Origin of the sequence: Sporosarcina sp. BP05 (genome assembly GCF_014282005.1) — a bacterium.
Taxonomy (GTDB): domain Bacteria; phylum Bacillota; class Bacilli; order Bacillales_A; family Planococcaceae; genus Sporosarcina.
Genome location: NZ_JACFTD010000008.1, coordinates 1 through 12133, shown reverse-complemented (window position 1 = coordinate 12133; position 12133 = coordinate 1). Strand labels below are relative to the sequence as shown.

Sequence of the window (12133 nt, the reverse complement as noted above, 5' to 3'; positions counted from 1 at the left end):
GATCGAAAGCCATGATTGTTTTTTTTGAATAGACACTAAGGTATAGTAAAGCTAGGTGATGACATGACAACAACTATATACGTAAACAATGACAAATTCATAACAGGGATGACCATGAAAGACGGAGCCGAACTTGAACACAACAATATGGCCCTTCATGCCTGTGTAACTCCTTATAATATAATCAAAAACCGCAAGAAATTAGCTGCCTCCTTGCAACTCGAGCTGAGTGATTTCGTTTGTGCCACGCAGACGCATAGCGCCAATTTCCATCGCGTAACGCTCGACGACATAGGACGAGGGGCCGAGCGAATGGACACGGCCATTGCGGACACAGACGCCCTTTATAGCTTTGAACCAAATCTTGTATTATGCAGCTTCACCGCCGACTGTGTTCCTGTGATTTTCTACAATGAAGTGAACGGCCTCATCGGCGTGATCCATTCCGGATGGCAAGGCACAGTCAAAGAAATCACATCGAAACTTTTCGAGCATTTAACACAAGTTGAACACTGTAATCCAAGTGATTTCCACGTCCAGATTGGTGCTGCGCTAAGCCAGGAAAAGTTTGAAGTCGATGAAGACGTCTATTTGAAATTCAAAGCCCTTGGCTATGCGGATGAATTTATGTATTACAATGACGACACTCACAAGTATCACATTGATAACCAGCTCACTGTTAGAAAACAATGTGAGTTGGCAGGGATTCCGGCTGAGCGAATTTCGATTGACCGAACTTGTACGTATGTAGATCCAACTGGTTTTTCTTATCGGGAGGATAGGCAGAGTGGGAGGCATTTGAGTTTTATCGTAAAAAAGGGCATTGACCAAATGGAGAGTTAGTAACCATCGACTATAACAACGAAATATAGCCGAAATAGCACATCAACTTTATAATTGATGTGCTTTTTCGGCTATTACTGTTTTCTTAACTGGCAAAACTTTCCTCTTAAAGTCCCTTCAAACCTATATTTATATAATTAATAACAAAATCCTGATAACGCTGCATCCGTCCCCAATTAACCATATGCTCATACTCAGAGTGGCCGGGATCAGCAAGAATCTTGAGAAATTGCTCATAACCATACTCACCGCCTACATCTTCTGGCGGTGTATTCCCTTCGCCCTCCAAGCAAACAGGATAGTTGAAGTCATAGTTCTCTAGTATACTTTCTACTTCGATATCATGGTTCCAATCATCCCCAAAGTCATAATTGTATGTCAGTTTTTCACTTGCAGGGATATATTCCAATAGCTTCACGTCTTTTTCAAGCTTCATGTTTACTTCACCTGGATAGGAAAAAGCTTCCTCATCACAAACAAGATTAACAATTGGTTTTAGGACTTGTTCATTATGCCCTTCTCTGATGTAATTCTCAGAATTGACCGCCTGACCATAAACGTAAAAGTTATGAAGATGGTAATCTTGCCACCCAAAGGCTGCCTGTAGAATTTGGTGTAATTGGTTAAACGTTTTGTTTAAAGGTACCACTAGTCGCCGCCACACTTGATGATTTTCAAGCCTAAGTGTAACTTTCAGGACTGCCGCTTTCGCTTCAAAAATTGATTGGCCTGCAAATAGGGCAAGATCCTTATACATCTCTTCATTCGGGTAAATATAACTTTTATTTCCGCCTCCGGCTAATAAACGGCTAATTCTAAGACCCATGGCCGGCTGAAAAATAGAATCATTATCCCATAACTCATCAAAAAAGTATGCATTGTCACACACCTTATTCATCCTTGCCACAGAAGTCCGATCCTTAGTCTTCGTCATGGAGACCTCACCAGTATGAAGTAAATACCTGGCAATCACCTTGTCCGAAATCCCTTCTGCCTGGAATGTTTCGCGGATTCCTTGCAAGGCAATCTCGGTGAACCTATTAAAATCTTTTGCTTTCAGTCCGTACAACACAACAGCATAACGATTATGATCATTCATTAACACAATCGCTTTCCTACGATTTACCATGATTAAATTTGCATGCCAAGAGAAAAGTGGATTGTCCTCTGAAACTGATTCAGGTTCGACTTTGAGTTCAACTAAAAGTTTCTTCGTACAACGGATATGCATAATCGACGGCTCCTTTAATTAAGATAACTCTAATTAGGTTTTCTCTGAATAACTACAAAGCTCAATCAAAGTTCCATCAGTCGAGGCGGGATTCATATAAATGAGCCTTCTTCCACGTGCATTCGTACGTAGTGTGTCCTCTAGGAAACGAACTCCATTTTCACTTGCCTCGCGTATTGCTTTGTCCAAATCGTCAACTCGATAGGCAATATGATGCACCCCTTTTCCCCGTTGCTTTATAAACCGGGCCATCGGAGAGTTCTTGTTGGTTGGTGCCAGTAATTCAATTACTTTGTCATCCGTTCTGACTACAGCAACATGCACTTCAACACCAGGCGCATCACTTGTATAACGGTCCTCTAACAATCCATTTAATACATTAATATAAAAGGGAAGAGCGTCATCAATACTTCTAACAGCAATTCCAACGTGATCTAAAACGTATTCCAATTTAACGGCTCCTTCAGCATTATTACTTTTACTAATGACTACATTCCATGCATATCTGGTGCTCACTAGTAGCATGCGTTCTTCTATTTATTTCTTTTCGCGCCCTAAATCTCTACTACTCCAACAATTCTTCTTGAAGCAGCGTAAATCCTTCAATAATCGTGTCTTCTTCCACCTCAATCAATATGCAACGTTTCCCACTCACAGTGACCTGCCTCACATATCTCAAGTCTTGCGGGCTGATAGCAATATCTGCTACTTTCGTTTGAATTTTGATGGACTTGGATGTGTAACTCGGAACGATATGGCTTGCCTTCATTTCGTATGTTTTGTCCGCGATTACTTTCTGAAATGCCATTTCCACTTTTTCCGTGCTCACATCTTTCACGCCACTCGCCTTCAGCACACGCTCCACTTCTTTAGTATCCAAAGTAGGGAGATATTCATCTTCTCCCTCGTCTTCCACAATCAACATACTGTTGATTTCATCATATACACTGGCAAGGGTTTTTGTATCCATCTCATTACCAGCCACTTCTTTAACGATTTCTTCAAAGACCGATTTATCATCCTCTGCAGTCATAATCTCTTCGCCGTCCAGCACATTCTCGATGAAGTGGTAATCCGGCTTATTCGATTTACCGGCAGCATACAAGATGTGATTTACGTCTGCGGCGTTGTCTGTAAAGCAAGGGAATACAAAACCACCAATTGGAGAAGTTAAATTGATGATTGGATCTAGCATGTCGCGCGACTTAAATTCCTTCTCATTGAAATCAAATACAAGTGAGCGTTTAGGCAGTTCAGTCTGATTCATGCTACAGAGAATGAATGGGTTCTTGTACACTTCATCCTGCTTGGCGACTTCCTCTACATCATGATTCCTTTTCGTCGGTTTAAAATAATTACCGCGAATAAAAGTCACTACGACGTCCTTTTCATATTGAGCGTCTTGCACCATCTTTCGAGCGATACTTTCCATATTCGCTTTCCAATCTTCTACTTCTTTTGTATGAAGGCCCTCATATAAAAGCCTCTGCGTATGGTCAGTTTGCTCCTCCACTTGCGGTTGAAACCTCACCTCAAATAGTTTTAAACCTAGTTTTCCACCCAACACTTTTTTAAAGTTGTTCAGAAACAACTCCTGTTGCTCTCTGTCCAAAAGGGGAAATGGCTGGCTTTCCTCATGATAGAAATCACTGCTCTCCTGCTTAATATAAACTTTATAAATGTCAGTAATCGTCAGTAAGTCAGTGTCCAATTTAAATTGTTTACGAATCGCTGCAATGTCCTTCTTGTTCATCTCTAATTCCAACTCCCCGACTAATATAATCTGTCATATCGAATCTAAAAATTAAATTACAAATGTAAAAAGAGCGTCAAAGCTTTGGTCAGCATTAGACACTGCCTTATTATAGCAATGCATGCCTTCCCCCGTCTTGCTAATACTACTCACGAATAGGAGGAGGGTATTATATGGAGGAAATTACGTATTCAGAAGCTGTATTACAGGAATATAAAATTGGAATGGGCAGTTTCGCAGAAAAATTGCCGGATGTGGCCAGGGCGTATCATGCATTCACTGAGTCGTGTTTTGAAGAAGGCAAATTGGGTCAGAAAGACAAGCAGCTAATCGCACTCGCCATTAGCGTGCACGCACATAACGAATATTGCATCCTCTACCATACAAAGGGTTGCCTTGATGCGGGTAGTACCGAGGAAGAAATGATGGAGGCAATTGGAGTGGCTGCGGCACTAGGCGGAGGTTCTGCAATGAGCCAAGGCGTTACCATTTGGCAGGATGCACTCGAAGACTTTACAGGTACCGTTCAATAAACAGAAAACAGCCACCTAATTTCGGGCGGCTGTTTTCTTGTTGCAATCAATCTACATTATCCATATCACGTTTCGCCTTTTTCACCTTTGCTTCTCGTTCTTTCCTGAAGTCCGGCTCCTCGCCAAATTCCGTCCCTAAATTAGGATTGGAAAACCGTGAAGGTCGGTCGGTAACCGTGTCGATTTCTTCGCTAGGCTTAAACAATAGACCAAGACATACCAGGGCACTTATCCCGACAAGACCATAAACCACCCTAGCCAAGAATGCACCTTGACCGCCAAATAATGTTGCAACTAAATCAAACCGAAAAAACCCAATCAAACCCCAGTTAATTCCACCGATAACAACTAGAGCTAGCGCGATTCGTGAAAGCATACTCATACATTAACTCCTCCTTCTTTATTCGTACTTATCTTTTACCAAAACCGCTTTTTAATACATTTTGAATGAAGGTAGGCACTCAAACAATCTTGTTTAATTGAATAAGCATGATTGTTGGGTGCCTGTGACATAACAACTTTAAAGAGATGATGGAAATGAAATAGGTTGTGTTTTTGTTTGTTTTGGCGAGAAAAAGCGTAAAGCCCCAGTTCATCTGGGCCCTTACGCTTTTTTTGATGGCTCAAGTAAAATACTCCAACTTTGCATTCGGAAAATACTTTTCCATATAGCCGTATAGAAAAGATTTTATTTCATCCTCTTCATCCTTTTGGTAAATATACTTTCCGATTCCATACTTGCCCCATTTGTAGCGTCTTTTTTCTTCATCTAACTCCAGTTTTGTCTTCGGGTAGTTCTTTTCAATCACTTTTTTCGCAGCTTTCGTAAATCTGTGTTGAATGAATTCAAATGTAATATCATCTCTCGCGTCTTGCGGCAATTCCTCGTCAAGTCGCTCAAACATGTGGTGGTAGCCTTCCTGCCAGCCTTCATGAAGGTAAATGGGAGCGACGATAAAGCCTAGTGGGTAACCGGCTCTTGCGACTTTCCCTGCGGCCTCAATTCTTTTATTCAGCGGAGAAGTGCCGGGCTCGAAATTTTTAATGACATAATCAGCGTTTACGCTAAATCTGAATCGCGTATTGCCATTATGTTTGGCATCCAGTAAATGGTCGACAAAGTGGAACTTCGTCACAAAACGTAACCGACCTAGTTCCGTTTGACCAATATGTTCAATTGCTCTTTTTAATGAATGCGTTAAATGGTCAATCCCCACAATATCGGATGTACACGCTGCTTCGAACCGAGTAATCTCGGGCGCGCGTTCTTCAATGTAGCGATCAGCCACTTCGAGGATTTCCTCCACGTTTACGTAAGTTCGGATATAGGGTTTGTTGCCCATCGTGGTTTGCAAATAACAATAATGACAATGCCCCATACACCCTGTTGCAAGGGGAATTGCATATTCCGCTGAAGGCTTGGACGTTTCGAATTTTAACGTTTTTCGAATACCTACGACTAAGGTGGATTTTGCGATACGGTATTTTTGAGCGTCCGTATCTCCTGGCAAATCTCGAATTTGATTATGCGAAGTCGTATAGCGTATTTCAACTCCCAGTTTCTCGAACTTTTCCTTTAGTTCTTTGCCAAGCGGATAATCAAGTGCATTTGGCTCAAAATAGACAAGCTGTGGTGTGAAGGGTTTATTCATACCGCGAACTACCTAATCCATAATTAATATCCATTTAATCACCTTTCTCCTTTTATATAGCATGTCTTAAAAGTGAGGAATTATGAAAATGGATTTAATTTCAAGTAAGCATTCGGATCCCCTCAATTGGAATCGAACTCCAAACGATGTATTTTATCTTGTGATTTTCCGCCCAGCTTATCGCGTGAGGCATCCACAAAGCGCCGTAGCGTGTAATGTGAAATCTTTAATTCAGACAATGTAGAAATAAAATAACCCCCATAGGCTTTACGAAACCTGCGGGGGTTATTGCCACGTATTACTGCTCATTCACAATGCCGTGGACATCGTTCAACTGCTGCTTCATCAAGTCCAACTGTTCTATTCTTGCTTGACTGACCAATCTGCCTTTGAAGCGGAGTTGCTGAAAAAAGTTAAACACTAGCGCTTTCCTGTTTTCCTTTTACTAGTTGTCCACCGCTTTTCAGATATTTTTCAATTCCTTCAGACGCGCGGTAACCCAATGCGCCAATTGTTGCGGTCGGGTGATGGCCTGCAAACTGCGGAAATGCGGATCCACCAACTACGAAGAGGTTATCGACATCCCACATTTGTAAGTAATTATTCACTGCAGACGTTGCTGGGTCTGATCCCATAATGACGCCTCCCGCGTAATGTCCGCCATCATAGACATGATCAAATTCTTGTGGAACCTCATCGTCGTCAACAATGTCCGCACCCATCTCTTTCATAATCTCTGAGCATTTTTCTATGCCGAATTTAGCCATATTGCGGTCTTGATCAGTGTATTTATAAGTTATACGCAGTAGTGGGTCATTGAAACTATCCGTATACGTTGGATCTAGATCCACAAAGTTATGCCAATAAGACATGGTTGCCATTGTATACCATGCAACGTAGGTACGATTCGTATAATAAATTGAGTTCTTCTTAAATTCTGGCCCCCAGCTTGGCGTACCATTTGGGACGTGATTCGTTGCAATGGCTCCGCTTCCATATTGCCTTAGTTCAATTCCACCACCATTAATGAAATCCAACTTGGAATGATCAAAATTATCTCCCGCAAAATCGCTTAGGGTAGCACCTAGCGCGCCTGCCCCCATATAACTATTAAATTTCTTTTCATTGAAAAAACCTCTTGCCCCAAGGAAGGTAATATTGAACTGAGCGTTGAAGTTTCTTCCGATTACACCCTTTTTTGTTGTCGGATTATAAGGCTGACCGATGCCAGATAACAGTAATAAACGATTGTTTGTAAATGTGAACGCGGCTAGCACCACTACATCCGCGGGTTGTTCGTATTCTATTCCGGTCATGTTATCGACATAAAGGACGCCCGTCGCTTTGCCGCCTTTGTATAAGACACGCTTGACATAGGAACCTGTTCTCACCTCGAAGTTTCCGGTCTTCATAGCCGTTGGGATTACCGTCACAAGTGGATCGGATTTCGCACCAAAGTCACATCCGTATTGCGTACAAAACGAACAAAACATACACTGATTAATTTGTTCCCCGTCCGGATTTGTATAGGCTTGTGATAGATTCCCGGATGCTACTTGATAAGGATGGTACCCCATTTTTTTGGTGGTGTCTTTAAATAAACGAATGGCTGGCGATTCCTTCATCGGTGGGTTTGGATAGTCACTCGATCGTTTATCTCCAAGAGGATCAGGCTCTCCCGATATTCCCGCCGTTTTCTCCCACCGATCATAGTATTTTTCCATCTCATCGTATGTGATACCCCAGTCCTGTATCGTCATATCATTCGGGATTTTAGCCTTGCCGTAGCGCTCGATTGTTTTGCTTTTAATTTCAAAGTCATACGCCTTCCAACGGTATGTCGCACCGGCCCAATGGACACTGCCGCCACCCAAATCCGTGCCAGCCATCATTTCTTTACGCGTTCTAACCGGCAATGCGTCTTCATCTATATAATTTCGGGAAGTAATTGTTTCAGGAGCTAGATTCTGCATCATCTCATAGCGATTTGTATAACGCAGTTCATCTTTCACCCCTATGTAATCATCCCGAGTTACATTTTTCCCGCGTTCCAATGCTACAACTTTATAGCCCGCTTTCGAAAGTTCAGCCGAGACAACACCGCCTGCCCAACCTGTACCTACTACAACCACATCTACTTTATCCAGTTTAACTACCATCTTATCTACCTCCCTTAATGACCTTGGTAATTCCGTAAGCTTACCGGGTCCATTTTTATGAATTCTTCTTTCTCAATGTCATTCAGAAAGCTTGCTCGTGGACCTGGATACTCTTTCATCTTCCATCCCATCATATCCTTATTACCGCCATACACTGGGTCGGCATATGCTCCCTCAATCGTAGTCTGTAGAAGTAAAGAGAAGAAGTTTGAGGATCCTACCCCTTTCATTTCGACTTTACCTTCCTCAAACATACGCAATACTTCATCTTGCTTTTCTGGATCCAAGTCAACAAACCTTGCACCAAAATCTTTTTGAGCTACTTCATTAATTTTCCGTAGTCCCAAAGTAAAAACTTCACTTCGATTTAATATGGATTGGTACCGTGGTGTAGGTGTAGGTACTTGCGTTGCTGCATTCGGTCCCTGTGTATCCTGATCCCGTTTGATATTATGGGTGCCTGCCGCTTGGATATTTGTAATAAAAGGTCCCTTCATATATTCCTTGGAATTCATCCCCCACTCGCCAGCTAGTTGCTTGTCAATAAAGTAGGGTATGCCTAGTTCAATGGCGCCGGGTCCTAAATCATCTTTGGGAAATAAACGTTCTGTTGCGGCCGATAGAATATCGAAGTCTTCGGCACGATTGATAAACACCCGTGCATCTTGTAGGCCTCCACTTGTATTTTCAAGTGTGGTTACCGGTGCATTCTTTTGTAACTGGTTGGTAAACAAGCCTCCAAACAGGCCTCCCCCAACCACACCACCAGCAACTAATCCTGTATTCTTTATAAATGCTCGGCGGCTCATACCGCTTTTCTCGTTTCTATCCGTAGGTTTATCTGCCACTCCGTGATCCTCCTAACAGTTCTGTATGTTTAGTGCTTATCAATCATGCTTGCCAGTATAATCTAAATATATTCATTTTTAGTTGGGACCGAATTGTTTAAATTTAAGCAAAGAAGAGTTTGGGCAAGTTCCATGCTATTCAAGTCGTAAACCAAGTACGTCGCCAAGAATGTACTAGTTGTGCGGACCTTAAAAATACGTGTTATATCTGACTGAAGAAGGAAAGTGCGTGCATACCGTTCGGGCAAAATCATGGTCGCTATTATTTATTTGCTTGCCAGAAAGACTGTTATAATCCACATTCAAAAAAACACTAAAGCAAGTCGCCCTAGTGTTTCTTTGAATATAGTGTTTACTGACCGACTAAAAGTAACGGCAATGATCATCACAGTGAGTATATAGGGAAGGGTACCTTTACCTCACCTAAATATTAGACTATCGCTATGAATCGTCCCTGTACGGCAGACACTGTTTCCCTTGCCTAATGGTCGCTGTACCATTCGTTGTTGTATAAGGCGGTGTTTCCGGAAAAACGTTCATGACTAAGAGCCGGATTGAATGATCTTTATAAAATAGCTCATCAAATGAAGGAATAATGTGTGGATCTGTATTCTCAAATACCCTTTTTTGTAATTCCTTTATATCTACATCAAATGGAATTCCAATTAAAACATTGTCTATTCCCCGCACTTTGTCAGCCACGCCGAAAACAACACTGCCCCCGCCGCCATTCGCCATACAAACTGCGTATTTAATCATTTTATTGATGTTTTCCTCCAAAGCACTAAAATTCCATTGCTTAAAGTCTAGGTCCTGTGCCTCAAAATCATCTGCAATATGATAATCCAATTGCTGAATGATCCTCATGATTTCGCTTTTATTCTTCACAAGAATATCCTCCTTTCCAGCAAAATTGATCTATATACCATACAAATAGGTTAACCAATGCTTAGACAAAAAAGGCAGTCCCTTATCACAAATATACTTGTGGGAACTACCTCTTATTATAGTTATATGTTTGTTCCGTCGTGGCTGTTTATAGGTACGCGTTAAGTGGTTGAATTAATATTGAAAAGGTTCCCCGTGACGGTACTAAGTGAGGTTTATTAATTTTCATAATCGACGCATTTCAAGATTACGAGTATCACTTATCTTATAATTTCTATAAAATGTTTCAAAATCCTAGCTGTTAAACCCCAAATTGTATACTTTTCATAATCAAAAAACCATTCTTCCATTGAACGGGCTCTCCATTGATACTGAGCACCATTCATTATCTTTTCATAAGGAAAGTTTGGCGAAGGCACTGGTTCAACGGATACTACATGCATATAAGGCTCATAATTCAAAAGCCATTTTAGAGGTATTGTAAATACCTCTTCAACTTCTTCTTTGTTATACGAATGGATAATTTGATCGTAATCAATGGTTGCTACAAACGGATAGATTACAAATGAAGAGGAGGTAATATAAGGGCTTAATTCCCCTACAATCGAAACCGTTTTTGGGTCGACACCTAATTCTTCATGTGTTTCTCGTAAAGCGGCTGCCACTGGGGATATATCTGTGGAGTCGATTCGGCCACCTGGAAAACTAATATCACCTGGCTGTTTTCTCATGGTGAGTGATCGTACTTCAAAAAGAATATGCCATTCTTCATCCACTTGAACTAGTGGTATTAAAACTGCCGAACGAAAAGCTGTTTTCTCCCCTATAAACAGGGACTGATTTTCATTTAACTGGTTTTTTAGTTTATCTAGGAACATGAAATCCCCCTCACCTTTATGGGTTATATTCTATTTATTGTATCATTAGTGATTGGTGCCTGCGCATGAAAAAACCATGATGAATCCACTGTATCAGTGGATTCTATTCGTTTTTTTTATTTGCTTACCATGTTCTGATAAAATCACAAAAACTTTTTTTTACAAAGTTGTCCCCTAAACCTCAATTCTCATCTATATAAAGAATAAAGGGGATATTCTTCATGACAACTTACCTTTCTGAATACGCACACTTCACAAACAAACACGATCTAGACGCGGCGACAAGACAACATGTACTCACGAATTGGGACGCTATGAACCAAACAGAGCGGGCTGTTCTTGATATGATCCGTCGTTACTCCGTCAAATACGGCGCTGCACATTTGAAACACGAAACAATCGAAAAGGCTATTTTGAAATCCAACGCGACTGTACGACGCGCCATTCGCAAATTAGAAAAGCTCGAAATTATCGAACGCATCCACTATATCCGCCCTGTCATGAGCGGTCTAGGCGCTAACATTTACGTCATTAAACCTACTAGTGACCAGTCGAAAATGAGCACCCCGAAGAGTGATGAAAAGCCTACTGCCAGTGAGGTAGAACCCGCTAAACCGCAAACCGAAGCTTTTCTTTCTAAAGCGATAAATACTAAAGACCTTAAAAGAACGTCTCCTCCAGAAATTGTGCCTACTACACTTTTTGGCAGGATGAAATCTCATCTTTCTTCAACCATCGGAGAAAGTAAATTAGCACGTGATTTTTACGGTGTCTACCGGAAACAGTCCCTGCAAATGCTTAAATTTAGTATCCATGAAGACAAAGGGGAGCTGTTCGAGCAATTGGCCATGCAGGCCCTCCGTATTGCTATTCAAACTACCAAATCGAAAACTATCCGGAATCTACCCGGTTATTATTCAGGTGTTTTGCGCGAACTCATCGGCAAAGCTTTATTTAGCGACGCATTTATGGATTATGACGTATCCGTTGAGGGCTTTTTCTACCGGTAGTTCAATTCAGTTTGGGGAATAATTGTGCCAAGATTTTTAAGCAGCATGGCGATGCAAAATTTATGCTGTGCACGAACGGTACGATTAGTTATACGCAAATTCGCAAGAACAACGATTATTACCTATTAATAGATGATAGGAAGCTGGGAATTCCTAATTTACACGCTGTACTTCAATGGCAAATTCTTCGCTATCTTTTAGTACTGTCGATAGAACATCGGCCTTTTCCTGCGTATCAATAGGTCACCCGGTGGCACGAATCGATTCTTAGCGATCCGTACACCGTTTGTCACGACTGCATTGTAAGAAATAAAAGCATCATTTTTAACAATGGCATT

General features: G+C 41.4%; 14 protein-coding genes. 3 read left to right on the top strand and 11 right to left on the bottom strand.

Annotated features, from left to right (window positions below):
* Positions 1–63: 63 nt before the first annotated feature.
* A complete protein-coding gene (gene pgeF, locus H2672_RS10940) occupies positions 64–843 on the top strand; it encodes a peptidoglycan editing factor PgeF (RefSeq protein ID WP_186671360.1) in 780 nt (259 codons plus the stop codon).
* 106 nt (positions 844–949) lie between these two features.
* Here pgeF and H2672_RS10935 read toward each other — a convergent pair whose 3' ends face one another.
* The 3 genes from H2672_RS10935 to H2672_RS10925 all read right to left on the bottom strand — a co-directional run bounded on the left by H2672_RS10935 (position 950) and on the right by H2672_RS10925 (position 3827).
* The gene (locus H2672_RS10935; protein ID WP_186671359.1) at positions 950–2074 is read right to left on the bottom strand and encodes a plasmid pRiA4b ORF-3 family protein; all 1125 of its coding nucleotides are present in this window, start codon (positions 2072–2074) and stop codon (positions 950–952) included.
* A gap of 33 nt (positions 2075–2107) precedes the next feature.
* On the bottom strand, positions 2108–2524 hold the full coding sequence (locus H2672_RS10930; protein ID WP_186671358.1) for a VOC family protein: 417 nt from the start codon (positions 2522–2524) through the stop codon (positions 2108–2110).
* A gap of 115 nt (positions 2525–2639) precedes the next feature.
* On the bottom strand, positions 2640–3827 hold the full coding sequence (locus H2672_RS10925) for a DUF4317 domain-containing protein (RefSeq protein ID WP_186671357.1): 1188 nt from the start codon (positions 3825–3827) through the stop codon (positions 2640–2642).
* 173 nt (positions 3828–4000) lie between these two features.
* On the opposite strand from H2672_RS10925, the gene H2672_RS10920 reads away from it, so the two are divergent.
* Entirely contained in the window at positions 4001–4360 is a 360-nt protein-coding gene (locus tag H2672_RS10920) for a carboxymuconolactone decarboxylase family protein (RefSeq protein WP_186671356.1), read from the top strand.
* Positions 4361–4406: 46 nt separating this feature from the next.
* On the opposite strand, the gene H2672_RS10915 is transcribed toward H2672_RS10920, so the two are convergent.
* The 8 genes from H2672_RS10915 to H2672_RS10885 all read right to left on the bottom strand — a co-directional run bounded on the left by H2672_RS10915 (position 4407) and on the right by H2672_RS10885 (position 10785).
* On the bottom strand, positions 4407–4742 hold the full coding sequence (locus H2672_RS10915; protein ID WP_186671355.1) for a DUF378 domain-containing protein: 336 nt from the start codon (positions 4740–4742) through the stop codon (positions 4407–4409).
* Between the two features lie 35 nt (positions 4743–4777).
* On the bottom strand, positions 4778–4987 hold the full coding sequence (locus H2672_RS10910; RefSeq protein WP_186671354.1) for a hypothetical protein: 210 nt from the start codon (positions 4985–4987) through the stop codon (positions 4778–4780).
* A complete protein-coding gene (gene splB, locus H2672_RS10905; RefSeq protein ID WP_186671353.1) occupies positions 4984–6012 on the bottom strand; it encodes a spore photoproduct lyase in 1029 nt (342 codons plus the stop codon). The genes H2672_RS10910 and splB overlap by 4 nt, the downstream gene beginning before the upstream one ends.
* A 298-nt stretch (positions 6013–6310) precedes the next feature.
* Complete coding sequence (locus H2672_RS19660; protein WP_255485709.1) at positions 6311–6433, bottom strand: hypothetical protein; 123 nt, start codon at positions 6431–6433, stop codon at positions 6311–6313.
* Positions 6426–8171, bottom strand: coding sequence for a GMC family oxidoreductase (locus tag H2672_RS10900; RefSeq protein ID WP_186671352.1), 1746 nt, complete (start codon positions 8169–8171; stop codon positions 6426–6428). Before H2672_RS10900 ends, H2672_RS19660 begins: the two co-directional genes overlap by 8 nt.
* Positions 8172–8185: 14 nt before the next feature.
* Positions 8186–9019 carry a gluconate 2-dehydrogenase subunit 3 family protein gene (locus H2672_RS10895; RefSeq protein WP_370569634.1) on the bottom strand — a complete coding sequence of 278 codons (834 nt, stop codon included), beginning with the start codon at positions 9017–9019 and terminating at the stop codon, positions 8186–8188.
* A 441-nt stretch (positions 9020–9460) separates the two neighbouring features.
* Complete coding sequence (locus H2672_RS10890) at positions 9461–9907, bottom strand: ATP-binding protein (protein ID WP_186671351.1); 447 nt, start codon at positions 9905–9907, stop codon at positions 9461–9463.
* A 260-nt stretch (positions 9908–10167) separates the two neighbouring features.
* Positions 10168–10785 (bottom strand): NUDIX hydrolase, encoded by a 618-nt coding sequence (locus tag H2672_RS10885; protein ID WP_186671350.1) that lies wholly within the window; start codon positions 10783–10785, stop codon positions 10168–10170.
* Positions 10786–11006: 221 nt separating this feature from the next.
* Between H2672_RS10885 and H2672_RS10880 the strand changes: the two genes are divergently transcribed.
* Positions 11007–11795 carry a helix-turn-helix domain-containing protein gene (locus H2672_RS10880; protein ID WP_186671349.1) on the top strand — a complete coding sequence of 263 codons (789 nt, stop codon included), beginning with the start codon at positions 11007–11009 and terminating at the stop codon, positions 11793–11795.
* Positions 11796–12133 lie beyond the last annotated feature (338 nt).

Coding starts and splice junctions, on each gene's coding strand:
- pgeF (WP_186671360.1), top strand. CDS start 64: ATGACAACAACTATATACGTAAACAATGACAAATTCATAACAGGGATG.
- H2672_RS10935 (WP_186671359.1), bottom strand. CDS start 2,074: ATGCATATCCGTTGTACGAAGAAACTTTTAGTTGAACTCAAAGTCGAA.
- H2672_RS10925 (WP_186671357.1), bottom strand. CDS start 3,827: ATGAACAAGAAGGACATTGCAGCGATTCGTAAACAATTTAAATTGGAC.
- H2672_RS10920 (WP_186671356.1), top strand. CDS start 4,001: ATGGAGGAAATTACGTATTCAGAAGCTGTATTACAGGAATATAAAATT.
- H2672_RS10915 (WP_186671355.1), bottom strand. CDS start 4,742: ATGAGTATGCTTTCACGAATCGCGCTAGCTCTAGTTGTTATCGGTGGA.
- splB (WP_186671353.1), bottom strand. CDS start 6,012: ATGAATAAACCCTTCACACCACAGCTTGTCTATTTTGAGCCAAATGCA.
- H2672_RS10900 (WP_186671352.1), bottom strand. CDS start 8,171: ATGGTAGTTAAACTGGATAAAGTAGATGTGGTTGTAGTAGGTACAGGT.
- H2672_RS10885 (WP_186671350.1), bottom strand. CDS start 10,785: ATGTTCCTAGATAAACTAAAAAACCAGTTAAATGAAAATCAGTCCCTG.
- H2672_RS10880 (WP_186671349.1), top strand. CDS start 11,007: ATGACAACTTACCTTTCTGAATACGCACACTTCACAAACAAACACGAT.